Origin of the sequence: Bacteroides intestinalis, assembly GCF_003464595.1 — a bacterium.
Lineage (GTDB): Bacteria > Bacteroidota > Bacteroidia > Bacteroidales > Bacteroidaceae > Bacteroides > Bacteroides intestinalis_A.
On sequence record NZ_QRZF01000007.1, the window covers coordinates 131,275 to 156,885 of the forward strand.

The 25,611-nt window shown below is 42.8% G+C and carries 20 protein-coding genes; 9 read left to right on the top strand and 11 right to left on the bottom strand.

The window, feature by feature from the left end; genetic code table 11:
* Nucleotides 1-67: 67 nt before the first annotated feature.
* Together DWW10_RS12185 and DWW10_RS12190 are read left to right on the top strand one after the other, a co-directional pair.
* Nucleotides 68-3,493, top strand: a complete 3,426-nt coding sequence (locus DWW10_RS12185; RefSeq protein WP_022391482.1) for a TonB-dependent receptor — start codon at nucleotides 68-70, stop codon at nucleotides 3,491-3,493.
* Between the two features lie 12 nt (nucleotides 3,494-3,505).
* Nucleotides 3,506-5,131 (top strand): SusD/RagB family nutrient-binding outer membrane lipoprotein, encoded by a 1,626-nt coding sequence (locus DWW10_RS12190; protein ID WP_022391481.1) that lies wholly within the window; start codon nucleotides 3,506-3,508, stop codon nucleotides 5,129-5,131.
* Nucleotides 5,132-5,449: 318 nt separating this feature from the next.
* On the opposite strand, the gene buk is transcribed toward DWW10_RS12190, so the two are convergent.
* Together buk and DWW10_RS12200 are read right to left on the bottom strand one after the other, a co-directional pair.
* Nucleotides 5,450-6,532, bottom strand: a complete 1,083-nt coding sequence (buk, locus tag DWW10_RS12195) for a butyrate kinase (RefSeq protein ID WP_022391480.1) — start codon at nucleotides 6,530-6,532, stop codon at nucleotides 5,450-5,452.
* 62 nt (nucleotides 6,533-6,594) lie between these two features.
* A complete protein-coding gene (locus DWW10_RS12200; protein ID WP_022391479.1) occupies nucleotides 6,595-7,509 on the bottom strand; it encodes a phosphate acyltransferase in 915 nt (304 codons plus the stop codon).
* A gap of 244 nt (nucleotides 7,510-7,753) precedes the next feature.
* Between DWW10_RS12200 and DWW10_RS12205 the strand changes: the two genes are divergently transcribed.
* The 3 genes from DWW10_RS12205 to DWW10_RS12215 are packed head-to-tail and all read left to right on the top strand — an operon-like array spanning nucleotide 7,754 to nucleotide 10,160.
* Complete coding sequence (locus DWW10_RS12205) at nucleotides 7,754-8,716, top strand: S66 peptidase family protein (RefSeq protein ID WP_022391478.1); 963 nt, start codon at nucleotides 7,754-7,756, stop codon at nucleotides 8,714-8,716.
* Nucleotides 8,713-9,708, top strand: a complete 996-nt coding sequence (locus DWW10_RS12210) for a M28 family peptidase (RefSeq protein ID WP_022391477.1) — start codon at nucleotides 8,713-8,715, stop codon at nucleotides 9,706-9,708. The genes DWW10_RS12205 and DWW10_RS12210 overlap by 4 nt, the downstream gene beginning before the upstream one ends.
* A 29-nt stretch (nucleotides 9,709-9,737) precedes the next feature.
* Nucleotides 9,738-10,160, top strand: coding sequence for a SufE family protein (locus DWW10_RS12215; RefSeq protein ID WP_022391476.1), 423 nt, complete (start codon nucleotides 9,738-9,740; stop codon nucleotides 10,158-10,160).
* Nucleotides 10,161-10,220: 60 nt separating this feature from the next.
* On the opposite strand, the gene DWW10_RS12220 is transcribed toward DWW10_RS12215, so the two are convergent.
* The 8 genes from DWW10_RS12220 to DWW10_RS12255 all read right to left on the bottom strand — a co-directional run bounded on the left by DWW10_RS12220 (nucleotide 10,221) and on the right by DWW10_RS12255 (nucleotide 18,458).
* Nucleotides 10,221-10,427, bottom strand: a complete 207-nt coding sequence (locus tag DWW10_RS12220) for a helix-turn-helix domain-containing protein (protein WP_022391475.1) — start codon at nucleotides 10,425-10,427, stop codon at nucleotides 10,221-10,223.
* 26 nt (nucleotides 10,428-10,453) lie between these two features.
* Nucleotides 10,454-11,083 carry a DUF2975 domain-containing protein gene (locus DWW10_RS12225; RefSeq protein WP_022391474.1) on the bottom strand — a complete coding sequence of 210 codons (630 nt, stop codon included), beginning with the start codon at nucleotides 11,081-11,083 and terminating at the stop codon, nucleotides 10,454-10,456.
* A 15-nt stretch (nucleotides 11,084-11,098) separates the two neighbouring features.
* Nucleotides 11,099-11,755 carry a DUF2975 domain-containing protein gene (locus DWW10_RS12230; protein WP_022391473.1) on the bottom strand — a complete coding sequence of 219 codons (657 nt, stop codon included), beginning with the start codon at nucleotides 11,753-11,755 and terminating at the stop codon, nucleotides 11,099-11,101.
* Nucleotides 11,752-12,531, bottom strand: coding sequence for a CPBP family intramembrane glutamic endopeptidase (locus DWW10_RS12235; protein WP_022391472.1), 780 nt, complete (start codon nucleotides 12,529-12,531; stop codon nucleotides 11,752-11,754). The genes DWW10_RS12230 and DWW10_RS12235 overlap by 4 nt, the downstream gene beginning before the upstream one ends.
* A gap of 313 nt (nucleotides 12,532-12,844) precedes the next feature.
* Nucleotides 12,845-13,762, bottom strand: coding sequence for a bifunctional riboflavin kinase/FAD synthetase (locus tag DWW10_RS12240; RefSeq protein ID WP_022391470.1), 918 nt, complete (start codon nucleotides 13,760-13,762; stop codon nucleotides 12,845-12,847).
* 22 nt (nucleotides 13,763-13,784) lie between these two features.
* A complete protein-coding gene (locus DWW10_RS12245; protein ID WP_022391469.1) occupies nucleotides 13,785-14,402 on the bottom strand; it encodes an HAD family hydrolase in 618 nt (205 codons plus the stop codon).
* A gap of 1 nt (nucleotide 14,403) precedes the next feature.
* Nucleotides 14,404-17,088 (bottom strand): calcium-translocating P-type ATPase, PMCA-type, encoded by a 2,685-nt coding sequence (locus DWW10_RS12250; protein ID WP_022391468.1) that lies wholly within the window; start codon nucleotides 17,086-17,088, stop codon nucleotides 14,404-14,406.
* Nucleotides 17,089-17,162: 74 nt separating this feature from the next.
* Nucleotides 17,163-18,458: a PAS domain-containing sensor histidine kinase gene (locus DWW10_RS12255; protein WP_021967232.1), complete on the bottom strand. Its 1,296-nt coding sequence runs from the start codon at nucleotides 18,456-18,458 to the stop codon at nucleotides 17,163-17,165.
* A 112-nt stretch (nucleotides 18,459-18,570) separates the two neighbouring features.
* On the opposite strand from DWW10_RS12255, the gene rd reads away from it, so the two are divergent.
* Nucleotides 18,571-18,732: a rubredoxin gene (gene rd / locus DWW10_RS12260; protein ID WP_021967231.1), complete on the top strand. Its 162-nt coding sequence runs from the start codon at nucleotides 18,571-18,573 to the stop codon at nucleotides 18,730-18,732.
* Here the strand turns inward: rd and DWW10_RS12265 are convergent.
* On the bottom strand, nucleotides 18,729-20,426 hold the full coding sequence (locus DWW10_RS12265; protein WP_022391467.1) for a Na/Pi cotransporter family protein: 1,698 nt from the start codon (nucleotides 20,424-20,426) through the stop codon (nucleotides 18,729-18,731). The genes rd and DWW10_RS12265 overlap by 4 nt on opposite strands.
* Before the next feature lie 81 nt (nucleotides 20,427-20,507).
* Between DWW10_RS12265 and DWW10_RS12270 the strand changes: the two genes are divergently transcribed.
* The 3 genes from DWW10_RS12270 (at nucleotide 20,508) to DWW10_RS12280 (ending at nucleotide 25,505) form a co-directional block, all read left to right on the top strand.
* A complete protein-coding gene (locus DWW10_RS12270; protein WP_022391466.1) occupies nucleotides 20,508-22,181 on the top strand; it encodes a nucleoside kinase in 1,674 nt (557 codons plus the stop codon).
* A gap of 47 nt (nucleotides 22,182-22,228) precedes the next feature.
* On the top strand, nucleotides 22,229-23,737 hold the full coding sequence (locus DWW10_RS12275) for a sensor histidine kinase (protein ID WP_022391465.1): 1,509 nt from the start codon (nucleotides 22,229-22,231) through the stop codon (nucleotides 23,735-23,737).
* 142 nt (nucleotides 23,738-23,879) lie between these two features.
* A complete protein-coding gene (locus tag DWW10_RS12280) occupies nucleotides 23,880-25,505 on the top strand; it encodes a tetratricopeptide repeat protein (RefSeq protein WP_022391464.1) in 1,626 nt (541 codons plus the stop codon).
* The last annotated feature ends 106 nt before the right edge of the window (nucleotides 25,506-25,611 follow it).

The window sequence follows — 25,611 nt, forward strand, 5'->3', positions numbered from 1 at the left end:
ACTTTCCGATCCGAAACAGTCAAAAATCGACCTTAATCAATTTATTAACTTAACACATTACAAAGATATGAGAAAAATTTCTTTGAATGGGCTTTTTTGCCCAAAAAGTTTAGTATTTAAGCAAATATTACGAACTATGAAGATCACACTATTCCTTCTTTTGTTTGTAACGTTCCAGGCATACAGCCATGCTACCTACTCTCAGAGTGCAAGAATCAGCATCCCCCGTTCTGAGTTACGAGTAGGCGAAATCCTCGATAAAATCGAGGCTCAGACCGAATATTTGTTTGTCTACAATAAGAAAAGTGTGGACGTGCGCCGCACCGTAAATGTAGATGCAGACAATCAACCGGTGTCCGAAGTTTTGGACGAAATTTTTAATGGTACCGACATCAGATATGTAATGGAAGGCAAGAATATAGTGCTGACCAAGCAAAATGAAAAGGCAAGTGAAATCATTACTGCCGTACAACAAGAGAATATCTCTGTGAAAGGTGTTGTTACCGATACGAAAGGTGAGCCCATTATCGGTGCCAATGTCGTGGAAAAAGGAACTACAAACGGTTGCATTACCAATATAGACGGTGAGTTTACACTAAATACACCGACTAATGCAACGCTGGTTATCAGCTTTATCGGATACCAGCCTGTAACGATTGCTCTCAACGGGCAGCAAACTCTCAATGTACAGATGCAGGAAGAAGCCCTGTCACTGGAAACGGTTGTAGTAACCGCTATGGGTATCAAGAAAAAAGCTGCTTCACTGACTTACTCAACCCAACAAGTGGGCGGCGACGAACTGACACGTGCCAAAGACCCGAATATGATTAATGCATTGGCCGGAAAAACCGCCGGTGTATCTATTACACGCAACTCCTCCGGTTTAGGGGGTTCTGCCAAGGTTTCCATCCGTGGTATTCGTTCTGCCAACGCTGACGGTAATAACCAGCCATTATATGTCATTGATGGTGTGCCTATGCTGAATAACACATCAGAACAAGCCTTTTCCGCCATGGGTGGCAATAATGATACCGGTAACCGCGACTCCGGTGACGGTATCTCCAACCTCAATCCAGACGATATTGAAAGCATGAGCATCCTAAAAGGTGCTTCCGCTGCCGCTCTTTACGGTTCACAAGCTGCCAATGGTGTAATCCTTATCACTACTAAGAAAGGAAAAGCCGGCATGCAACGCATCACCTTCTCTTCCAACCTCACTGTAGACCATGCCATCAGCCTACCCGAATTCCAAAACAGATACGGCGCCAGTGGCGAAACTAGCTGGGGCAGCGAAAATGCAAGTATGAAAGCTTATGACAATGTGGGCGACTACTTCAGTAACGGAGTGACTGCTACAAACTCTTTGTCCGTCACAGTAGGAAAAGAGAAGATGCAAACCTACTTCTCTTATGCCAACACTACCGCCAGCGGCATTGTTGATGTAAACAAACTTCAGAAGCACAACATCACTTTCCGCGAAACAGCTTCCCTCTTCAACGAACGCTTGACGCTGGATGCCAACGTGAACCTGATGACCCAGAAAATCAAGAACCGCCCTACTTCCGGTGGTTACTATATGAACCCATTGGTAGGTTTATATTCCTTTCCACGTGGCGAAGACATGAGTGTTTACCGCGACAACAACGGCTTCGAAAGATATGATGCCAACAGATCTATGCCCTTACAGAACTGGTATACAGACATCAGTGGTTTCACTCAGAACCCTTATTGGCTAAACAACAGAGTTACCAGCAACGACAGACGCTTCCGCACAATGGCTTCACTGAGCGCCAACCTGAAGGTAAACGACTGGTTCACCATCCAAGCACGTGGCAATGTAGATTATATCAACGATAACTACGACCAGAAAATGTACGCCGGCACAGCAGCCGATGTAGCCCACGAAAACGGACGTTACATCAAGCTGAACCGTCAGGAATTCATGATGTACGGCGACGTGATGGCAATGTTCAACAAAACCTGGAACGACTGGTCACTGAATGCAGCCATCGGTAGCAGCATCAACACTACGAAAGTTAACTCACTAAGCCTTGACTCCGGAAAATCCGGCTTGTACAAAGCAAACGTGTTTACAGTTGCCAACATGAATTTGGGCGGCGCCGGAACTTCCTTCATCGATGAACTGAACGACCAAAGACGCACCATCCAATCCCTCTTTGCAACAGCACAAATCGGCTGGAAAGAAAGCCTTTACTTAGATCTGACCGCCCGCAACGACTGGTCGTCTACACTGGCCAACACGAAGAGTGAAGGTTCCGGTTTCTTTTACCCCTCAGTAGGTGTATCGTGGATTTTGAACCAAACACTCAACCTCCCGTCATGGATCAGCTTCGGTAAAGTCCGTGCATCTTGGGCACAAGTAGGTAACGACCTTCCCATCGGCATTACCAGCCCGGCACAGACTATTACAGCCGGTGGCGTAGTCAATCCTATCGACTATTACTTTGCCGAAGACCTGAAACCGGAGATCAGCACCTCTATCGAAATTGGTACCGAGTGGAGATTCTTCAACAGTCGCTTGGATTTCGACTTTACGTTCTATCGCACCGATACCAAGAACCAATTAATCCGGGTGAACACGACTGCCGAAAAGCGCCGCTTCCGTTGGATCAATGCAGGTAAGATTCGCAACACCGGTATTGAAGTCACTGTAGGAGCCACTCCGCTGATGAACGACAACTTCCGTTGGAAAACTCAATTCAACTTCGCTACTAACAAGAATGAGATTGTATCTCTAGGTGGAACACCCAACTTCCAGTATGCTTCCGGCAACGTTAGTATGCCTTATAAGATGATGGTTGTAGAAGGCGGTTCATTGGGCGACATCTATGGCAACGTATTTGTACGTGATGAAAGTGGCAAAATTCTTTTGGAACCGGCAACGGACAAAGATGGCAATAAGAACAAAAAAGCCGGCCTGCCGCAGGTAACCACTGATAAGGCAGCCAAGATTGGTAACTTCAATCCCGACTGGACTCTCGGCTGGAGTAATACTTTGACTTACAAAGGTTTTTCACTTTACTTCCTGATTGATACCCGTATGGGTGGAGACGTTATTTCACTGACACAAGCCGGCCTGGATTATGCAGGTGTAAGCAAGGTAACCGGTGATGCACGCGCAGCAAATCGCTACATGCTGGAAGGTCAGGAAATCAAGAACGTACAAGGCTTCTATCAAATGGTAGGCGACCGTGGCAACGGTACCACCGAATTCTATAGATACGATGGAACTAACATCCGCTTGCGTGAGTTGTCGTTAGGCTACTCCTTCCCACAGCAGATGCTCGAAAAGACAGGATTCATCAAAGGTGTAGACCTCTCACTGGTGGCCCGTAATCTGTTCTTCATCTACAAAGATGCCCCGTTCGACCCGGACGCAACAATGTCCGTAGGTAATGATAACCAAGGTTTGGATACTTATGGTATGCCTTCAACGAGAAACATTGGATTCAATATTAAACTCACTTTCTAATACCTGAACGATATGAATAAGATAAAATATACAGCCGTACTACTTTTGGGTGGACTTTTAAGTCTTTCATCCTGCACCGATAATTTTGCCGGATTCAACGATACAAAAGGAGCTTATACAGACGATTTGCAGAAATATGACAACCAGACTAACCTGGTACCTTTCTCTACCATCCAAAAAGGTATTATTTACCAGACGGGTGTAGAAGGAACCGACTGGCAATATCAAGTGATACAGAACCTGGTAGCCGATATGTACGGCGGATTCTTCCACGACATGAATGGTGCGTTCAATCAGAACAACTCTACCTACAACCTGAACAATGGTTGGACAAGCGCCATGTGGACCTATGCCTACGGTAATGTCATGCCTTCCATTGCTGATTCCGAAGAGTTGAACACGGCCGAAGACTGGCCCTTGTATCATGCCCTTACCAAAGTGTTGAAAGTAGCCCTCCTGCATCGTGTAAGCGATTATTATGGTCCTATCCTTTATGATGGTTTCGGCACTGCCGCACAAGCTCCCCAGTCTCAGCAGGAAGTTTACAAACGTTTCTTCGAAGACCTGGCAACAGCTATCAATATTCTGAAGGATTATAAAGGCGGCGTATCTTTTGAAAGTGCCGACTTCATGATGCCGGAAGGCAAACGTACTCCTGCACAATGGCTGAAGTTTGCCAACTCTCTCCGCTTGCGCCTGGCAATGCGTGTATCCAATGTAGATCCCACCTTAGCCAAAGAACAAGCTCAGGCTGCATTAGACGCACAGAATGGCGGTGTATTGGAAACATCTAACGAGACAGTAGGCCAATATGGAATCCGCAACCCGCTGGGTGGTGTTTCCGGTTGGGGCGAAGTATTTATGAACGCCAGCTTGGAGTCTTTCCTGAAAGGATATGACGACCCGCGCCTGAAGTCTTATTTTAATGCCGCACAAGATGGTAGAGACAATGATGGCAACATCACGCAAACCGTGGCCGGTGTGAAACAACTGACCAGCATCGAAGGCAAGTTTAAAGGTGTGCGCCAGGGAACAGGCGTAGGAGACAATCGTTACTCCACCCACTCACGAACCACCATCACCACCAGCAGCAAGATTATAGTAATGGCTGCTGCCGAGATATGGTTCCTCCGCGCAGAAGCTGCCTTGAGAGGCTTCACGTCTGAAGACGTGGAGAGTTGCTACAAACAAGGTGTCACTACTTCCTTTGCACAATGGGATGCCAGTGGCGTAAGTGAATATTTGGAAAGTGAAAACACTCCTGCTGATTACGTAGATACATTCGATAAGAACTTTGATGCCAAAGCAACTACCAGTATCACTCCGAAATGGGATAATACCGCCGATAATGAAACAAAACTGGAAAGAATCATCACCCAAAAGTGGCTGGCTATCTATCCCGAAGGTTGCGAAGCTTGGGCAGAGCAACGCCGCACCGGCTATCCGAAACTCTTCAAAGTAGTAGTAAATAACAGCAGCAACGCCATTAGTACAGATGATATGATTCGTCGTGTATTCTTCAACCAGGACTATATCACGAACAACAAGCCGTTATATGATGCATTGGTTAGCAAGTTAGGCGGTCTGGATACTGGTGGTACCCGTCTCTGGTGGGATACCGGAAAGAACAATTTCTAATTTCAAATAAGACCAAGGTATAGAATTTTGATTAGTGGTGTTTTCTCCGTATTAGTTTACGAGGAAAAGAAGATTGGAAGGAGTAAAGTCATTTGGGGGGCTTTACTCCTTTTCTATCAACGCATTACATTTACCGATCATTTATCTCAGGATGTAAAAGCATTTACCGCAGGATGTAACGGCATTTACCCCATATTGTAACGCTCTTTACCTCGGTATGTAACGACCTTTACCTCAGTATGTAAATGAAGTTACCATTCGACATAAACATAATTTTCATGGAATGAAACAACCGTCGGACTTATATCCTTCTAATCATCACTTATAGACTTGTATCGGCAACTCCCCACGCAATGCTCCCAAAACATTAACAGCAAGCGCTTCCAACTCATCTTCTCCAGGGTACACATGTATTGGGGCAAGAAAAGAAACACGCTCTCTCAAACGGGAAATAACATACTCCGAATGGGCAATACCGCCCGTCAGCAAGATTGCATCTATTTTACCGAAAAGTGCAACAGCAGCAGCTCCAATACTTTTGGCAACCTGATATATCATGGCATTCAGTACCAATTCTGCCTTTTCATCTCCGTCTTCAATAGACTTTATGATAGCAGGTATATCCGTAGTGCCAAGATGAGCTGCCAGCCCGGCATGACCGGAAATACGTTTCTTTAACTCATCCTTTCTGAAACGATGGGAATAACAAAGATCAATCAACTGCCCGGCAGGCAATGTACCTGCACGTTCGGGAGAGAAAGGGCCTTCACCGTCGAGAGCGTTGTTCACATCAATGGCACGCCCGTAATGGTGAGCCCCAACAGAAATTCCACCACCCAAATGACAGATAATCAGATTCAGATCCTCATAATGGACCGGATGATCGGGAGAAGCAGCCGTAAGTTCAGCCGCAAAACGGCGGGCAATGGCGCGTTGGTTCAAAGCATGCCAGATAGTGATACGGGGCATCAGCGGAGAACCTGTGATACGTGCTATCTCATCCAATTCATCCACTACACCGGGATCGGCTATAAAGGCACGACAACCGGGGAGTAAAGTAGCCAATTCTGAAGCAATAAGACATCCTAAATTACACGCATGACTTCTCATGGCATGGGTAATATCATCCAGCATGGCATCATTTACCTCGTACACCCCACCGGGGATGGGCTTCAGCAATCCCCCGCGACCTACGATAGCATCAAATTCAAAAGGAATATCATTCTCCTTCAAGGCTTCTATTACTAAATTCTTGCGAAACTCAAACTGATCGATAACACGGGGGAAATGGGAAAGCTCTTCCACCGAATGGCGGATGTTACGTACCAAAAGTGGAGTAGTATCTTCGTATACTGCAATCTTTGTTGAAGTAGAACCGGGATTGATAGCAAGAATTTTCATAATTTACGATTTGACGATTTACAATTTACAATTGGGATTACCAATTTTATCATCCTGCCACTTTAGTCACAGGCACAAGTGAGGCATGCCATAGCAATGCTATAATACTTAGACAGGCCGGAATCACTACGCGAGGGCAATACTACCGGACATACAGGGCCTTGCAACAGACCTGCCATATCAGCATGGGCAAACAAAGATACAGCTTTATAAAAGGCATTACCCGACTCAATATTAGGGAATATCAACACATCCGCCTCCCCATTGATGGGAGATGCAATACCTTTGATATCACCGCTTGTCTTCTCACAGGAAGTCTTCACATCCAACGGACCATCTATTATCACATTTCCAAATTCTCCGGCCTCTGCCAACTCCACGATATTGACATAATCTAACGAATGGGGGAACTTGGCACTTACCTTCTCCGTACAGTGGATCAGTGAAATGCGGGGTTGCTCGATGCCAAAGTGCCGACAGGTATGAATGGCATACCAAATCATTTCTATACGTTGTTGCAGAGTAGGCCGCGGAATTACGGCGGCATCCGAGAAAAACAGCAGCTTATCATACGTAGGAATCTGCATTACAGCCAGATGAGTCAGGATTTTACCTTTAGGCAACAAACCTTTCTCTTTATCAAGGATGGCATGCAGCAAGTTATCGGTATTGATAATGCCTTTCATCAGGATATCAGCTCCACCCTCGCGTACAATACGGACAGCCTCACGCGCAGCCTCATCGGAATCTTCTATATGTACCGTCTTGACGTACTGGGGGTATTTCTTTAATGTAGGGTATTTTTCAAGAATAGCAGAGTCACCGATCATCAGGAATTCCGCAATTCCTTCTTCCAGAGAACGGGCAATGGCATATTCCGTATTGGGATCATTGGCACAAACTACGGCAATACGTTTCCTCTTGTTTAAGGATTTCAAGTGTGAGGTTAATTGATCAAAGCTTCGAATAGGTTCCATAACGTTAGATTTTTAGCAAATATCTGAAAAAATGTCGAGAAATACAGCATAACATCCTTGGAAATTTCATAATCTCAATTTCATTTTGATAGTTTTTATCACAGACTACATCGATTTACACAGATTATCACTTTTTCCCACTATTAGAATAAATCTGTGTTAATCTGTGTAATCTGTGGTGTAAACTAAATTTCGTTTTGAGTTATTTTATGTACTTTTGTCCCCATACGCAAAATATTGAATTATGAGCAGCCTTATTTTTCCACCATACGTACAAAAAGGTGATCGCGTCATCATCCTTTCTCCTTCCAGCAAGATAGACAAGTCTTTTTTGAAAGGAGCCCAAAAACGTTTGAAGTCCTGGGGACTGGAAGTAGTAATGGCTAAACATGCCGGTAGTTCACACGGAACGTATGGGGGTAGCATCAAGCAACGGGTGGAGGACTTGCAGGATGCCCTGGATGATGAAAAAGCCAAAATCATTCTCTGTAGCCGTGGTGGATACGGGGCAGTGCACTTGTTAGGGAAACTCGATTTTACCCGTTTCCGTAAACATCCCAAATGGCTAATTGGTTTTAGTGATATCACTGCATTGCACAATGTACTGCAGAAAGAAGGTTTCGCATCACTCCATGCGCTGATGGCACGCCATCTGACGGTAGAACCCGAAGATGATTTCTGCACGCTGGCACTCAAAGATATACTGTTCGGACATTTTAATCCGGAAACAGCAGAATCTGTAGAAACCTTGGAAAATGGTTTCAACTATATTTGTCCGGGACATAAATTAAATCACAAAGGAACTGCCAACGGCATTTTGCGAGGTGGTAACTTGTCCGTATTTTATGGATTGCGCGGCACACCTTACGATATTCCTGCCGAAGGAACCATTCTTTTTATAGAAGATGTAGGCGAACGTCCGCATGCAGTAGAACGTATGATCTACAACCTGAAATTGGGCGGTATATTAGAAAAACTTTCCGGACTCATCATAGGCCAGTTTACGGAATATGAAGAAAATAAGTCTCTCGGTAAGGATTTATACGGTGCCATTGCCGATCTTGTAAAAGAGTACGATTACCCCGTCTGCTTTAATTTCCCGGTAGGGCATGTCAGTATGAACCTACCCATGATAAACGGAGCAGAAGTAACGTTGGAGACCGGAAAAAAAGAAGTGAAACTAAGTTTTAATTTAGATAAAGAATGAAACGGAATTATACTCTCATCCCTTTATGCCTGGTATTGCTTGCATTCATAGCATGCAGCAACAACACCAAGAAGGCAAGCGACGACACGGAAGCAACTGCCGAAAACCCTGTCAATGTTCCACAGTTCAATGCAGACAGTGCTTATCAGTATGTAAAAGCACAGGTTGACTTCGGGCCACGCGTTCCCAATACGAAAGCGCACGTGGATTGCGGTAATTATCTGGCAGATAAACTGACTGAATTTGGTGCAAAGGTCACTAACCAATATGTAGACTTACCTGCCTATACTGGTACATTATTAAAAGCCCGCAATATCATCGGTTCCTACAAACCGGATACGAAAAAGCGTATCGTCCTTTTTTCGCATTGGGACAGCCGTCCGTGGGCAGACGCTGACCCGGACGCTAAAAAGCATTATACACCCATTTTAGGTGCCAATGACGGTGCTAGCGGTGTAGGCGTATTGCTGGAAATAGCACGTCATTTACAGAAACAGTTGCCGGAAATGGGTATCGATATTGTTTTTGTAGATGCTGAAGATTATGGAACACACCAGGCTTACAACGGCCCGCATAAAGAGGAATACTGGGGACTCGGTTCACAGTATTGGGCACGTAATCCGCATGTGCAAGGATATAATGCACGCTTCGGTATACTGCTGGATATGGTAGGGGGCAAGAATGCAGAATTCCGTTATGAAGGTTTGTCTCATGAAGTAGCTCCCAATGTCAATGAGAAAGTCTGGAAAACAGCCAATGCTTTAGGTTTCGGGCGCTATTTTGTACAGAAAAAAGGCGGTTTCGTGACCGATGACCATACATTCATCAACAAGTATGCCAAAATTCCAACCATTGATATCGTTCCTTATTATCCGGAAGGTGATTTCTTTGAGTACTGGCATACTGTGAAAGATGACATGGATGCCATTGATAAGGCTACATTGCAAGCAGTAGGACAAACGGTAATGCAAGTAATCTACAGCGAGAAATAAATCATAAATTATAAATCATAAATCTGCAAATGAGTATCAACGAACTACAAGACGAAGTGATCGCCGAATTCAGCGACTTTGACGACTGGATGGATCGCTACCAACTCCTCATAGACTTAGGAAACGAGCAGGAACCGCTCGACGAAAAATATAAAACGGAACAAAATCTGATTGAAGGCTGTCAGAGCCGTGTATGGCTACAAGCCGACGAAGTGGATGGAAAGGTAATCTTTAAAGCCGAAAGTGATGCTTTGATTGTAAAAGGTATCATTGCATTGCTAATGAAAGTTCTTTCCGGACATACACCGGATGAGATTCTGAATGCTGACCTCTACTTTATCGATAAAATAGGATTGAAAGAACACCTCTCTCCTACTCGTAGCAATGGTTTGCTGTCTATGGTAAAACAGATGCGGATGTACGCACTGGCTTTCAAGGCAAGAAGACAATGATTAGTCATTAGCGGTTAGTGATAAGTCACAGCCAACGTACTTATCACTAACCACTAACCGTTAATCACTATCCACGTATTCCAGAATATCTCCCGGCTGACAGTCCAGTACCTTACAAATCGCTTCCAGCGTAGAGAAGCGAATTGCTTTTGCCTTTCCTGTTTTCAGAATAGATAGATTGGCAGGGGTGATGTCCACCTTCTCCGCCAGCTCTCCCAAAGATATCTTTCGTCGAGCCATCATTATGTCAAGGTTTACTATAATCATATAATTCTATATTTTAGCAGGTTAGGTTAAATGGTTAAATCTTGTTCTTCCTTCATTTTCACACCTACGGCAAATATCTCGGTAAAGAGGACAATGACCATCAATGACAGCCAATCTTCCGACATGCTGAAGCCTTTTATTTCATACCCGGGCAGACTCACTTGTTTCACCACTTCAATATAATTCAGCCATTCCATCAACGCATTCAAGATGCTAAAGGCTAATAAAGAATAAGTGAATACACGCATTCTCACCACATTCTCATGAGTAAACACATTACGCTTCGATATGGAAATTAACACCCGTATCAGACAATAAATTCCGGCAAGAATAGCCAAAGCAACAAATCCAACAAAACAAAACACAATATTACTCCAGGTAGACGGAACAATTGCCACACTTACTTTATCTATTTTGTAGGGAAGATTCTCATTCATTTTACTATTGCGCAATGAATCCAATATCGTTGTTTCCAGAGGTCGTACCTCCACAGGGATACCTTCAGGCGTGTATAAGGCTGGTGTTTCCGCACGGGCACTTTTACTTCCCGCCAAAAAACTGTCACGTTCTTCTTGCCAACCGGCAGTAAAAGAGATTGCAAAATCTCCTACAATCACCAGTATCGCTAATATCCCCAATATTCTAAATCTCTTCATAATCGTATCGTATTTTTAAATTGTCAATTCTTGTTCTTCTTTCATCTTCAGTCCAATAGCGAATACTTCTGCCACAATCAAGGTTGAAATCCCCAATACCAGCGAAGTAATATGCGCCATATCCGCCATACTCAATGAATAACCCGGCACTGAAAAGACTTTTTCCACGTTATGGAAACTCAGAAACGCAAGAAGGAAGGTGCATACAAAACCAATAATAAGCAGCACTCCTAAACGCCTGAGGCGACGGACATTTTTCCAATTGAAGATATCTGATCTATTGATTGACACAATAAGGCGAATGAAGAGCACTACAGCCCAAATAATCGTAACGTAGTTCGCAAGAATAATCAAGAGAGAGATAATTCTTGACAAGACACTGGGTTGTGTATTCACGCTGACAATCATTTGCCCGTAAGCAGCAGGTACGTATTCACCAGATTTTTCATTGTAAACAGAATCAATTAAGATATCACCGCCCAAATCTTTTGGCACCAGTTGCACGACTTGCACATTGCTAATCTCTTCTTTAGCTTTTGCATCAATCTTGGAGTCAATACCTTTCTCGATCCCGGTTTTAATTCCCAAACCGACATAATAAGTAGTCTCCAAAACCGAATAACCCAGCACGAGCAATACGATCACGCAAAGAATATTCAATCTCCTTTTCATATTTCAGTAGTTGTATTAGATAATTTATAAGTATTCATCATTCTCCATGACAATAATAATAAAACGACAGCAACTATCAATCCTATCAAATAAGAGTTTTCTCCAATCAATTCACTACAAGAATCCACATCCGGGAATTTGAGAGAAAGATAGACAGAAAGACTGTTGTTCATGATATGAATCAGGATACAAGGTATCAGACTATGTGTTCTGTAATAGATCCATGCAAGAACAAAACCAATCAGTATAGCTCCTACAACTTGTGCCGGATTCACATGAAAGATACCGAATATCAGCCCGGAGACCAAAATAGCCGTTAGCGGATTATATTTCTTCAGCAGCACTTTAGTGATTGCTCCCCGGAACAGCAGCTCCTCAAGGATGGGCCCCAGTATGGCCACACAAACAATACCCAGCCAACCGGATTGCAATATATCAAAAGTATTCTTATACCAATCAGGTAAAAATGAAAGATGGGACATCAGGTAGTCAACCAGGTAAATCATAGAAAGCCCCATTATGGCGCTCCAGAATAAATAGCTCGCAGATACAAACGAATATAACCGTTTATCATTGGTCAGATAGCCTTGTTTCCACAAATAAATCGACATGAAAATTATTCCTGCTAATAAGGTAGGAGCTGCAGCCAACTCACCAGCTCTTTCTACGCTACCGTATTCTATATACGCGTAACCTCTAGCCAATGGTCCCACTACAAATACTCCAATAATTTGCATCGCGAAGTAAATAAGAGCCAGTTTTATTGCCGTTTTCATCGTTGTCGTCTTTTAGAGTCTACAAAGATATATTTTCTCTATTAAATCATCAAACTGTAGCTCCTATACCACAAAGAACAGCCATCAACATGGAGAGGGAAATCACTAATAAAGAGATACTCATAAATGCCTTTTTCATAATCGTCAACCTTTATATGTTTTGTTATTCAATAATAATTTATCGTTTTTCGATATGCAAATAAAGAGGTATTTTTTGAGACTAACAAGTAAAACAGAAAATATTTATCGAAAAACAATAATAAAAGTGTGTTTTTCGATAATCATGCAAGAAATATAAAAGAGAAAGGGGAAACTAAAGATAACGAGAAGCCATTTCTTTATCTTTATGAAGCTGGGCAATAAGTTCGTCTATGGAATCAAACTTCAACTCAGGACGGAGATAACGGACAAAAGAAAGACAGATATATTGTTCGTAAATATCTGAATGGAAATTAAATATATTCACTTCAATGCTACGGTCAGTACCGTTAGCTATTGTGGGACGATAGCCAATACTGAGCATACCGCCATAAATCTGACCTGCCACAGTAACACGAACCGCATATACCCCATCGGAAGGAACTAACTTATCCGGATCATCCACCCGGAGATTTGCAGTAGGAAAACCTATTTTACGACCGACACGATAACCACTTACTACCATGCCATTCAAGAAATAATCATATCCCAAGCAAGCAGCAGCTTCCGAGACGTTACCTTCTGACAGCAATTGCCGGATAACAGAAGAACTGACCGCAACATCCTTATCTATATATGCACGTGCAAGAATAACTTCTATCCCCAATTCCTGCCCATAGCGTACATAGTCATCAAAGCCTTCACTACGATTATGACCAAAGCGATGGTCGTATCCTATAACAAGAGCACGTATATTATAATGACTGTAAAGGAACAACATAAACTCCTTCGCTGAAAGAATGGCAACGTCAGGAGTAAAATCAAGCATCATGCAATAATCCAAGCCGGTTTCAGCGAGCAAGGAAACCTTTTCTTCACAAGTAGTCAGTAGTTCAGGGTGGTACTCCGGCTGTACAACCTTGCGCGGATGCACAGGAAAAGTCACCACTCCTGAAGCAAAACCATGTGCAGCAGCTACTTCGCGCACCTGTTCAATCAGGTAGCGATGTCCTCGATGCACTCCGTCAAAAAAGCCTATGGTAGCAACACAAGGCTGAGGAAGCACTTCCGGTATGTTACGAAGCAACTGCATTTTAACTCTCAATTTTCAATTCTCAACTAAATAAATGACTCCAGTCTTCACATGCTTTCGGCGTGTAGGTAGAAATACCCAATGTTTCCGCCACACGACAATTCTCAGAAGAATCATCTATAAAGAAAGTTTCTTTGGGATCTATGCCTGTTTCTTCCAACAGTTTCTCAAAAATAGCAACGTCCGGTTTTACCATCTTCATTTCATAAGAAAGGAAAATCTTCTCAAAATAATCTTCTACCCGGAAAGCCTTGTAGTGGAAAGCATGCTTACACGACCACTTCCAGTGAATTTCATTGGTGTTGCTCAATAGATAGACCACATATTTCTCACGCAGCTTCAACAACAAATCCAACTTATAGGTAGGAATACCTCCCAAGAAACTATTCCAGGCAGCATCTATACGGGCATCGGTCACTACCTTCCCTATCTGTTCACGGATCGCATTCCGGAACTCCGCACTGGTAATCAGTCCTTTTTCATGCTGCAAGAAGAAACCTTGCTGATGACAAACATCGAGCATAGCCTCTACATTGGGCATACCTAACTTTGCAAAATTCTCAATACAACGCTGACGGTCCAAGTCGATCAACACACCGCCAAAATCAATAATAAGGTTTTTAATTCCTTTTTCTTTCATTTTATTTCTGAGTTAAACGTCGGATGAAACGTATCGCCTCACCCACCCATAATACCAGTGAAGTAGAAGCAATAATAATCACCCAAGTGACTAAATCAAGCGGCACAGTACGGAATACGGCACCACCGAATTGTACAATAAGGAACTGTCCTATTAAGATAGCAAGTACTATCAGTTCCATACCATACGATTTGGAAATCCCTTTGAAAGCGGAGTCTGTAGTACCAAACACACGCGCATTGAAAAGGTTCCAGAATTGCAGCATCACGAAGAATGTGAAGAATATGGTCAGACGTTCCGGTGTCATGCCGCCCTCGGCATGGTTAAACCAGTACAACATTCCCATAAGTATAATCAGGAAAGCACCACCTACACCTAAAATATAGGAGCGCATAGTTTTCGAAATAATAAAGTCACTGCTACTACGAGGCTTCTCTTGCATGACACTCTCACTGGGCGGAATAGAAGCCAGAGCCAAAGCAGCAAAAGTATCCATAATAAGATTCACCCACAACATTTGAGTTACAGTAAGCGGCAATTCCGTACCTATCAACGAGCCAAGCAAAACGATGAGTAGAGCCACAAAGTTGATAGTCAACTGGAAAACAATGAAACGTTGAATATTTTTATACAGCGAACGCCCCCACATCACGGCAGTGCCGATACTATTGAAAGAATCGTCAAGCAGGGTTATATCACTGGCTTCTTTGGCCACTGATGTTCCCGTACCCATAGAAAGACCTACCTGCGCATGGTTCAATGCAGGAGCATCATTCGTACCGTCTCCTGTTACCGCTACCACCGCACCTTTTTGCTGCAACAACTGCACCAGACGCTGTTTATCTGTAGGACGCGCACGCGACATTATTTTCAGATCCATCACACGGTCAAGTGCTTCTTCATCTGTCAGTTCTGCAAAGGCAGCTCCTGTTATCCGGTTACGTTCCGTATCTTCCGGTTTCCACAAACCAATCTGACGTGCTATTTCCGTAGCCGTACCCGGTGTATCCCCCGTAACAATCTTTATATCAATACCGGCAGACTGGCATTTCGATACCGCCGCAGGCACATCCTGACGAATAGGATCACTGATAGCAACCACACCCAGGAATGACAAATCATGATCGGCAACCAATTCCACACAATCTCTTGTATCCGTATCTTCTACGATCTTGAAAGCAAAACCAAGGGTACGCATCGCCATGTTCTGATAACCCAGCAATTGTTTTTCTACCGTAGAGCGATACTCTACCGCATCGACCCGTTTGCCATCCAGAATAACCTCCTTACATTTGCCTAAAACAATTTCAGGAGCACCTTTCACGTACAATACCTTCTTGCCCATCAAAGGAGACTTCACCAAAGTCGCCATGAATTTACGTTCGGTAGAGAAAGTCAACTGATCCACAACCGGAGCATTCTCACGTAATTCCAGATAATCCCTGCTCCTGCTGTTCAACCATAAAAGCAAGGCTACCTCTGTCGGATTCCCTACTCCTTTCGGCTTTTCACCTTCGGCTATCTCTTCCAGAAAAGCTGTAGAATTGGTACTGATACCTTCCACCACCAATTTGCTGATATCATCTTCACCGACTTCTCCGCCATTTTTCAAACCATAGAAACTCGGTTCATAAACTTGCATCAGATTTTGAGTCAATGTACCCGTCTTATCCGTACAAATCACAGTGATGGCACCCATCGTCTCGCAAGCATGCATTTTCCGAACCAGATTCTTGGTAGAAAGCATACGGCGCATATTCAATGCCAGACTCAATGTCACACTCATCGGCAACCCTTCGGGCACTGCAACCACAATCAGGGTTACTGCCATCATAAAGTATTGCAGGGTAGCTTTCAATGCCGGAAGCCAGTCTGCAAAAGTATGGAAAGTTGAGAAAGGATATACCAGTATTACATCTTTAATAAAGAAAATGGCAAATGCCAATCCGGCTACCGAGAAACCGATCTTACCAATCAGATTGGCAAGTTTGGTAAGCTGTATGTTCAGCGGAGTAGGCTCCGTACTCTGTTCCGTACTCTGCCGGGCTACCTTTCCGATTTCCGTATCATCCCCCACACTGAGCACCCGCATTGTTCCATGACCGTCTACAACCGTAGTACCACGCAGCACACGATTGGAAGCATATGTAGCTTCTTCATCAAAATCTGCTTCTACAGTCGTTTTACTAACTACAGGTTCACCAGTCAGATTGGATTCATTGATTTGCAAAGAAATAGCTTCCAGCAGTTCACCGTCAGCAGGAATTTCTTCTCCTGTTTCCAGAACGATGATATCTCCTACTACCACATCTTTCCGGGGAATCTCCTGCACGCGACCATTACGGATAACTTTCACCAAAGTTTCCTCATTGACCGCATTCAGCAAATCAAATTTTTTATTAGCATCATATTCAAAGAAGAAGCCGATTCCGGTAGCCAGCAATATGGCAGCAATAATACCGATTGTTTCGGCATATTCATTCTCTACGATTGAGATGATCAAAGAAAATAGTGCAGCTACTAAAAGCACCCTGACAACAGGGTCTTCAAACTTTTCAAGATATAACTTCCATAGGGAGGGACGCTTGGGAGGCGTTAACAGATTGACTCCGTACTTCTCGCGGCTTTTTCTTACTTCGTCGTCAGTAAGTCCGCCATGATAAAAATCATCCTTCATTGCAGTCATGCAAATTGTTAGCTTTAATTAAGAGCCACAAAAGTACAATATTAATTTGGGATACCGAATGTTATTAAATCTTTTTATAAGTTAGTCTTGCCATCAATCTCTGTGCCCTGTTCCTTAATCTGACGACCATTGATCGGAAGTGTAAACCAGAATGTAGATCCCTTACCATATTCAGATTCCACACCAATCTTACCCCCCAGTTTACGGATAATCATTTCACAAATAGCCAATCCCAGACCAGTACCTTTTTTATTCTGTTCCACCCGAACAAAGCGTTCAAAAATATGATTAACCTTGTCTTCCGGAATACCGCTACCGGTATCTTTTACGTAAAAGTAAAGCCCCTCTGTACAACATTTATAGCCCAAAGTAATGCTACCTTCATCCGTAAACTTCACCGCGTTGGTCATAAAATTGGAGATAACCTGTTGCAAGCGGTTTCTATCTGTATACATAATACATTCATCCGCAGGAGTTTCTCTGATAATCTGGATAACAGCAGCTTTATCTTCCAGTCTCATACGGAACAATTGTTCTATATCAAGCATCAGTTGCTTGACGTCCACCTCAGAGAACGTAAACTCCAATGTACCTGCTTCTATTTTAGAAAGGTCAAGAATATCAGCAATCAATTGCTGCAATAACTCGTTATTAGAATGAACTATTTCCAAAAACTGTGTCTTCTCCTCTTCCGTACCGGCAGAAGCCAGCAATTCGGAAAAGCCGACGATAGCATTCAGTGGCGTACGTATCTCATGGCTCATATTAGCAAGAAAAGCAGATTTGGAACGATCCGCATTCTCCGCTTTTTCACGGGCTTTATGCAATTCCACTTCTGCTTTCTTCAAGCGTGTAATATCATGTACAGTAATTACCATGCCTTCCTTGTCATCTATCTCCATATATTCGCCGGAAACATACGTATCACATTCAGATACCTCTCCTCGTCTATCCCGTATATCGAGTGTAGCCTCCAAGTCTGTAAAACTACTTTTTGCACGATAAGTCTCTTCTATCTTTCTCCGGATAGGGCAACTGCCGCAAAGTTCATGCGTTCCGCATCCTCCTTCGGCGGACAATGCGTTATTACAACGCAGCAAATCTCCTACACGGGGTAATCTACCTTCCGGCTTACGGGCTTTGGTGATATCATAATAGTTTGTCCGGGTAACAACAAAATCCCTGTTTATCAAAAGAATGAAAGCATGAACATTTTGCATAATGGAACGAAACAGTTCTTCTGAGCTGCGCAATGCTTTTCTGGCGTTTCCTGCTTTAAGCAGCAGACGTCTACTTCTACCGAGTTCAAACACATACAATAGCAATACTCCCACAAGTACCGCCATACCGATCAGAATTAGTATCGTCATAAAGAGTTCATTTACAATAAAAACGAAACAAATATATCTCTTTCAAATCAAAACCGGAAACAAAAGAGCGGTATTTATTGTTATTTATAAAGAAAACCTAAAAAATAGTTTTATGGACAAGTACATTTGCACAGTTTGTGATTACGTTTACGATCCCGAAATGGGCGATCCGGAAAACGGCATTGAGCCGGGAACATCGTTTGAAGACCTTCCAGAAGATTGGGTTTGCCCGCTATGCGGAGTCGGAAAAGAAGAATTTGAGAAAGCGTCTTAAGACGCTTTCTTTTCTTTTACATCACTACTTGCCTCTACTACATTTACCACATAATCGCCCAGCTTTTCGCACTCTGCGATAATATCCATATAGTAAACGCCCATCTGATAATCATATTCCTTATTATTAACATCCAGAATATTCTGATTCTTCAGTTGGTTACGATAATTATTAATTTCATTCTCAATATTGAATGACTTATTCACGTCAATGCTTTGGTGGTCGGAACGTTCCACTACAACAATCATCTGTGCCAACGCATCATCCGTCAGTTTCATCATAAAGTGAATATGGTCATATTGTTTTTCTGTGAAGTCCTGATTGGTCTGACGCTTACGGTTGACGGTACGCGCAAGATTATAGCAGCTGTCACCGATACTCTCTATTTCCGTCACTTCACGAAGCATGGCACGAATCTGAAGCTTACTTTCCGAACTCAAACGTCCGTCAGACACCTGGTTCAGATAATTGGCTATCTCCAACTCCATATTATCGCTGATATTCTCATATTTCTCGATACGGCTGAACAGCTTATTATAATCATCGTCTTTATCCGTATGCAGCAGATCCTGTACCATATTGAACATACGATGAGTACGCTCTGCAAACAGATGAATTTCTTTACGCGCCTGCAATATGGAAAGCTCCGCTGTAGAAAGCATACCACCGGAAATAAAGCGGAGACGATATTCCTCGTCGGCTTCTTTCTGCGGAATAATGGCGCAAACCGTACGTTCTATCAATTTCACAAACCAGATCAGCAACAATACATTGCAGATGTTGAAGCAAGTGTGAAATGCTGATAACTTAAATGAAACTGCTACGGCAGGGTCTTTCGTTCCCATCACGTTTTCCACAAACCACGATACGGCACTCGTAAACGGAGTGAAAAGACAAAGCACCCAGATAACACCGAAGACATTGAATACCAGGTGAGCCAATGCAGCCCTCCTCGCCTGCGTATTACCGGTTAAAGCAGCAAGATTGGCGGTAATGGTAGTACCGATATTCTCGCCCAATACTAATGCCGCTCCCAATTCAAAGCTAATCCATCCATTGGCACACATGATAAGCGTAATAGCCATCGTCGCTGCCGATGCCTGCACAACCATAGTCAAAATAGTACCAATAAACACAAACAACAGAATAGAAATATATCCCATATCGGTATAACTCTGCACAAAAGCCAGCATTTCCGGATTTGCTTTCAAATCCGGTGCATTGGATTGCAGCATAGAAAGTCCCATAAAGAGGAAAGAAAAACCGAAAATGAATTCGCCGATAGACTTACGATGACTTTTTTGAGAGAAGAGGAGAGGGATGCCGAAGGCAAGTAGAGGAAGTGCGAAAGCGGCTATATCGACTTTGAAGCCTAATGCTGAGATAATCCATGCTGTAACGGTAGTACCGATATTAGCTCCCATAATTACGCCGATGGATTGGGATAAGGTCAGCAGTCCGGCGTTTACAAAACTCACCACCATAACGGTAGTTGCAGAAGAGGATTGAATCAGTGCTGTGATCAGCACACCCGTCAGTACCCCGGTTACCCGGTTGGTAGTCATTGCCGTTAGAATTTTCCGGAGCCTGTCGCCGGCAAACTTTTGAAGTCCTTCACTCATTATCTTCATTCCGTACAGGAATAATGCCAGTGAGCCAAGCAGCTTTAAAAAATCATAAAAAGAATATTCCATCTTTAATTAATTAGAAGGTTTTATGCCACATCTGTTATTATATCTATATTTAACGTATTAATCACCTAAAAAGGAGACGTCATGAAACACATGTTACAAATTTGTTGCAAAAATAATAATATTTCTAAAGAATTCCCCATCGGGAGTTCACTTTTGGATATTTATTACGGTTTTAATCTTAATTTTCCCTATCAGGTTGTCAGTGCGAAAGTTAATAACCGGTCCGAAGGATTGAATTTCCGGGTATATAATAATAAAGATGTAGAATTCCTCGATATACGCGATTCATCCGGCTTGCGGACATACGTACGCAGCCTTTGTTTCGTACTTTATAAAGCTGTCAGCGAACTGTTCCCCGAAGGCAAACTTTTTGTAGAACATCCTGTCTCCAAAGGATATTTTTGCAATCTCCGCATCGGACGCCCGATTACCTTGGAAGATGTATCCGCCATTAAAAAGCGTATGCAGGAAATCATAGATGAAAATATCACATACCGCCGCACAGAATGTCATACCACCGAAGCAGTACGCATCTTCAATGAACGGGGAATGACGGACAAAGTGAAACTACTGGAAACCTCAGGTTCTATCTATACCTATTATTACTCGTTAGGCGACACCATCGACTATTATTATGGCAACCTGTTACCCAGTACCGGTTTTATCTGGCTGTTCGATATTGTAAAATACTACGATGGCTTATTACTACGCATACCCAACAAAGCAAATCCCAATGTTTTGGAAGAAGTTGTCAAGCAAGAAAAAATGCTCGATGTCTTCAAAGAACATCTCCGTTGGAACTACATCATGGGGTTGGGCAATGTAGGAGATTTCAATCTTGCCTGTGAACAGGGGCATGCCACCGACCTGATCAACGTAGCCGAAGCACTGCAAGAAAAAAAGATAGCCCAGATTGCCGATGATATTTATCACCGTGGTGAAAATGGTAACCGTGTGAAACTGGTACTTATCTCCGGTCCCTCTTCTTCGGGTAAGACCACTTTCAGCAAACGTCTTTCCGTACAGCTTATGACGAACGGACTTCGCCCATATCCTATAGCTCTGGATAATTACTTTGTGAACCGGGAAGATACCCCAAGAGATGCGAATGGCGATTATGATTACGAATCACTTTACGCACTCGATCTCAAAAAGTTTGAGGAAGACCTGAAAGCTCTGTTAAGAGGTGAAGAAATAGACTTGCCGAGTTTCAACTTCACCACCGGACAGCGTGAATATAAAGGTGACAAGTTACGGATAGACGAGCATACCATCCTTATTCTGGAAGGTATTCATGCACTGAATCCTGAACTCACCCCGCAAATACCGGCAGAGAATAAATACAAAATCTATGTGTCCGCCCTGACTACTATTTCTCTGGACGACCATAACTGGATTCCCACAACGGACAACCGTTTGTTGCGCCGTATTATCCGCGACTTCAACTACCGCGGCTACTCGGCACGGGAAACCATTTCCCGCTGGCCCAGCGTACGAGCCGGAGAAGACAAATGGATATTCCCTTATCAGGAAAATGCCGATGTGATGTTCAACTCCGCACTGTTGTTTGAGTTTGCCGTACTGCGCTGCCATGCCGAACCCATATTGACCAGTGTGCCTCGCAACTGCCCTGAGTATGCCGAAGCGTACCGTTTGTTGAAGTTCATCAAATATTTTACACCCATACAAGACAAAGAAATACCGTTTACCTCATTATTACGTGAATTTTTAGGCGGAAGTAGTTTCAAATACTAAAAGATTATTTTACTTTTGCTTGCAAATTCATATAAATAGTTATGCTCATGAAACAATTTGCTTTCATTCTATCTCTCGTATTGTGTTTAAGCACAATGACTCTCGCGCAAAACACCAGCCGCGCCGATGAGCTAATGCAACAGGCACAAACTAACCTGAAACAAAAAGAATATATTAAAGCCCGTTACCTTTTCCTGCAAGCTTACAATGCTTTCTCCTCACAAGAAAAGTATGACAAGGCTGTAGAGTGCGGTGTTAACGCCAGCGCCCTCTATCATCGGGAAAACTATTATAAGGAAGCTTTCGAGCTGTTGCGCGGTGCGGAACTATTGGTTACAGGAGGCGAACAGAAAAGTGGCAAGGCTATGCCGGATCTGCGCTTCCGTATCAATAAGGAGCGCCTGCAAATGTACATCAACCTTAAGAACCCTGCTCGAGCCAAAGAGCAACTGACCAAGCTGGAAGAAACTGCTAAAGCAGCCAAAAATGACTCTCTCAATAATGATTTGCTCTATACTCAGGCCAATTATTATTATACTTTCGGCATGAATTCGCAAGGAGATGCCTATATCAACCGCCTGATCGGTCAATATAAGGAACAGAAAAACTACGCTAAAGTAGACGAGTCTTATAAGACATTGATCGACATTGCCCGCAAAGCAAATAATGCCGGACTAGTGGCCCGCACTTACGACAAGTACATTCTTTGGACGGATTCTGTAAAAGCACTTACCGCCCAGGATGAACTGAATGTTCTGAAACGGAAGTATGACGAGAGCCTGCAAACTATCGAAGAGAAAGACAGCTCTCTCTCCGCCAAGCAGTACATCATCATTGGTCTTTGCATCCTCGCCGGACTCCTTGCTGCTGTATTAGTACTGGCCGGCATCGTATTGCTGCGTTTCGTTCTCCTTACCCGGAAGCAAAAGAAAGCCATCCAGATTGCGAACGAGCACAATGAACTGAAAACCCAGTTTATCCAGAATATCTCAGCACAAATGGAGCCAACCCTGAATACTCTGGATGGAACGCAACCGGGCGTTCGTGCCCTGAAGGGTTTTGCAGAACACATTCAAGAGCTGTCCGACTTGGAAAACACCTTATCAGAGGCTTACGAAATGCGTGAAATCAACATCAATACTTTCTGTGAAAGTGTTATGGATAAGATTAAAAGCGGCTTGAAACCAGACATAACTACTGCCGTCAATGCACCGAAACTCAGTGTAAAAACGAATCCGGAACAACTTGAACGCATTCTTCTCCACTTGCTGAACAATGCAGCCGAGTTTACTCCCGAAGGTGGCAAAATCTGGTTGGACTTCAAAAAACGTGGAGCACACACTCATCAGTTCATCATAAGCGATACAGGAACTGGCATTGCCGAAGAAGAACAAGCAGACCTATTCAAGCCTTTCACCAAAGTGAAAGACCTTACAGAAGGTGACGGTTTAGGACTACCTATTTGTTCTCTAATTGCTACTAAAATGAATGGTAGTCTGACGCTGGACAGCAGTTATACCAAGGGTTGTCGTTTTGTTTTGGAACTACATACCTGATAAAAAATACACCTAAAATCAATAGCCCCTATTTCTGATTTATTTTCAGGAATAGGGGCTGTTTATTTTCCACACCTACATTACATTGTTTTATCACCAGAAACGGGTACTTTTGCAGGCTGCAACAACAAATGATAAATCAATGAAAGCCACTGTCTTAGCTATGCTATTACTTGCATCTTGTATATTAGCGGCTTGTACTCGTTTCAGCCCGAACGCCCAACTTGTACAAGCCGATTCTCTCATACAAAAGCTTCCAGACAGCGCTTTACGCTTTTTGCAAAGCATTCAGTCGAAAGAATTTCATTCAGCAGCCGACCGTGCATATTATGCACTATTATTGACACAAGTCAAAGACAAGAATTTCATTCTGCAAACCGAGGATTCTCTAATACGTATTGCAGTGCAATATTATGATTCTACTAAAAATACGGCTATGCAGGCAAGGGCACATTATTATTTAGGATGCATTTGGAGGGACAAAGAAGACTATCCAAATGCCTTAAGTTGCTTTTTCACAGCCATATCCTATGCCAAAAAGATTCCTGACTACAACTTAGCCGGGCATATATACAATAATATAGCAAATCTATATTACCAGCAACGTCTGAATGAACAAGCCGACTCCATTTATCAAATAACAGAAGACCTTGCCATTAAACAAAAAAACTTCCACTTACATGTAGAAGTATTATCTCAACGAGGTATGATCAATATCAGAGAAGGGAAATATAAAGAAGCAGAGCAAATACTATTACATGCATTTGAGATTTCACGCCACAGTACATTAAAAAGTCTGATAGCTAAAACGACTTATTCCTTAAGTCTATTGTACGGACGCATGAATATGGGAGAAAAAGCTGTTGAATATGCAAAACTAAGCGTCAATAATCAGGAAAATATAAATATGCAGTACAGGGCTTGTCTCGTCTTGGGAGATGCATATTATAAGACAGCTCAATATGATTCGGCTTTAATCTATCTAAACAAAGGGCTATACAGCAAAGATCATTCTACCAAAGCAGGCATCTATATGCGCTTAGCCGACATAGCCCAGAAACAAGGCTTACTGGAAAAAGCACTCGAAATGGAAAGGAAATATTCCGCTTATCTGGACAGTGCTCAGCAAAAACAACAAAGTACAGCAATCGTCACAACAGAAAAAAATATACTGATACAACGTAAACAATCAGAATATAAAAAGAATCTGGGAAAATTCTCTTACTATACGATTACAACAATAGCAACTCTCTTGTCGGTATTCTTCATCCTATGGAAAAAATACAAGAAAAGAATAAACTCTTTACAAAAAGAGTTAGAGCAACATAATTATAACCAAAAAGAAAAAGCCATTTTACAGAAGGAACTCCATTCCTTGAACACGGAACGACAAGCATTACTCAAGGAAGCCTATGAGCACTCTGAAGTCTATGCTAAAATGAAACGGATTATCCAATCCTATAAAAAAACAGATAAATCCACTGAACATTTCGATGAAGAAGACTGGAAACAACTCATTGCAGAAACCGACATACGATGGAACAACATAACGATACGGCTGGCAAGCAAATATCCTTTATCCTTGGACGAAATATATCTATGCTGTCTCTATTTAACCGACATGCCTACCAGCCATTTTAGATATATAATGGAATGTAGTAGAGATGCCATATATAAAAAGACCAAGCGAATATTGGAACAAAAAATGAAATGCTTTGATAAATCGACTTCACTTCGTGATATTTTGGATACACTTATCATTGAATAATGAACCAAGTCGTCTAAATATGATAGCTTCTACTACATTTCTACACTTTTTATACACTTTCATTGGATAAATTCTCTCTAAATTTGCCACCGTCATAACAAATTAA

Bases quoted from the DNA above. Each gene is read 5' to 3' on its own strand.
- DWW10_RS12185 (WP_022391482.1), top strand. From the start codon at position 68: ATGAGAAAAATTTCTTTGAATGGGCTTTTTTGCCCAAAAAGTTTAGTA.
- DWW10_RS12190 (WP_022391481.1), top strand. From the start codon at position 3,506: ATGAATAAGATAAAATATACAGCCGTACTACTTTTGGGTGGACTTTTA.
- buk (WP_022391480.1), bottom strand. From the start codon at position 6,532: ATGAAAATTCTTGCTATCAATCCCGGTTCTACTTCAACAAAGATTGCA.
- DWW10_RS12200 (WP_022391479.1), bottom strand. From the start codon at position 7,509: ATGGAACCTATTCGAAGCTTTGATCAATTAACCTCACACTTGAAATCC.
- DWW10_RS12205 (WP_022391478.1), top strand. From the start codon at position 7,754: ATGAGCAGCCTTATTTTTCCACCATACGTACAAAAAGGTGATCGCGTC.
- DWW10_RS12210 (WP_022391477.1), top strand. From the start codon at position 8,713: ATGAAACGGAATTATACTCTCATCCCTTTATGCCTGGTATTGCTTGCA.
- DWW10_RS12215 (WP_022391476.1), top strand. From the start codon at position 9,738: ATGAGTATCAACGAACTACAAGACGAAGTGATCGCCGAATTCAGCGAC.
- DWW10_RS12220 (WP_022391475.1), bottom strand. From the start codon at position 10,427: ATGATTATAGTAAACCTTGACATAATGATGGCTCGACGAAAGATATCT.
- DWW10_RS12225 (WP_022391474.1), bottom strand. From the start codon at position 11,083: ATGAAGAGATTTAGAATATTGGGGATATTAGCGATACTGGTGATTGTA.
- DWW10_RS12230 (WP_022391473.1), bottom strand. From the start codon at position 11,755: ATGAAAAGGAGATTGAATATTCTTTGCGTGATCGTATTGCTCGTGCTG.
- DWW10_RS12235 (WP_022391472.1), bottom strand. From the start codon at position 12,531: ATGAAAACGGCAATAAAACTGGCTCTTATTTACTTCGCGATGCAAATT.
- DWW10_RS12240 (WP_022391470.1), bottom strand. From the start codon at position 13,762: ATGCAGTTGCTTCGTAACATACCGGAAGTGCTTCCTCAGCCTTGTGTT.
- DWW10_RS12245 (WP_022391469.1), bottom strand. From the start codon at position 14,402: ATGAAAGAAAAAGGAATTAAAAACCTTATTATTGATTTTGGCGGTGTG.
- DWW10_RS12250 (WP_022391468.1), bottom strand. From the start codon at position 17,088: ATGACTGCAATGAAGGATGATTTTTATCATGGCGGACTTACTGACGAC.
- DWW10_RS12255 (WP_021967232.1), bottom strand. From the start codon at position 18,458: ATGACGATACTAATTCTGATCGGTATGGCGGTACTTGTGGGAGTATTG.
- rd (WP_021967231.1), top strand. From the start codon at position 18,571: ATGGACAAGTACATTTGCACAGTTTGTGATTACGTTTACGATCCCGAA.
- DWW10_RS12265 (WP_022391467.1), bottom strand. From the start codon at position 20,426: ATGGAATATTCTTTTTATGATTTTTTAAAGCTGCTTGGCTCACTGGCA.
- DWW10_RS12270 (WP_022391466.1), top strand. From the start codon at position 20,508: ATGAAACACATGTTACAAATTTGTTGCAAAAATAATAATATTTCTAAA.
- DWW10_RS12275 (WP_022391465.1), top strand. From the start codon at position 22,229: ATGAAACAATTTGCTTTCATTCTATCTCTCGTATTGTGTTTAAGCACA.
- DWW10_RS12280 (WP_022391464.1), top strand. From the start codon at position 23,880: ATGAAAGCCACTGTCTTAGCTATGCTATTACTTGCATCTTGTATATTA.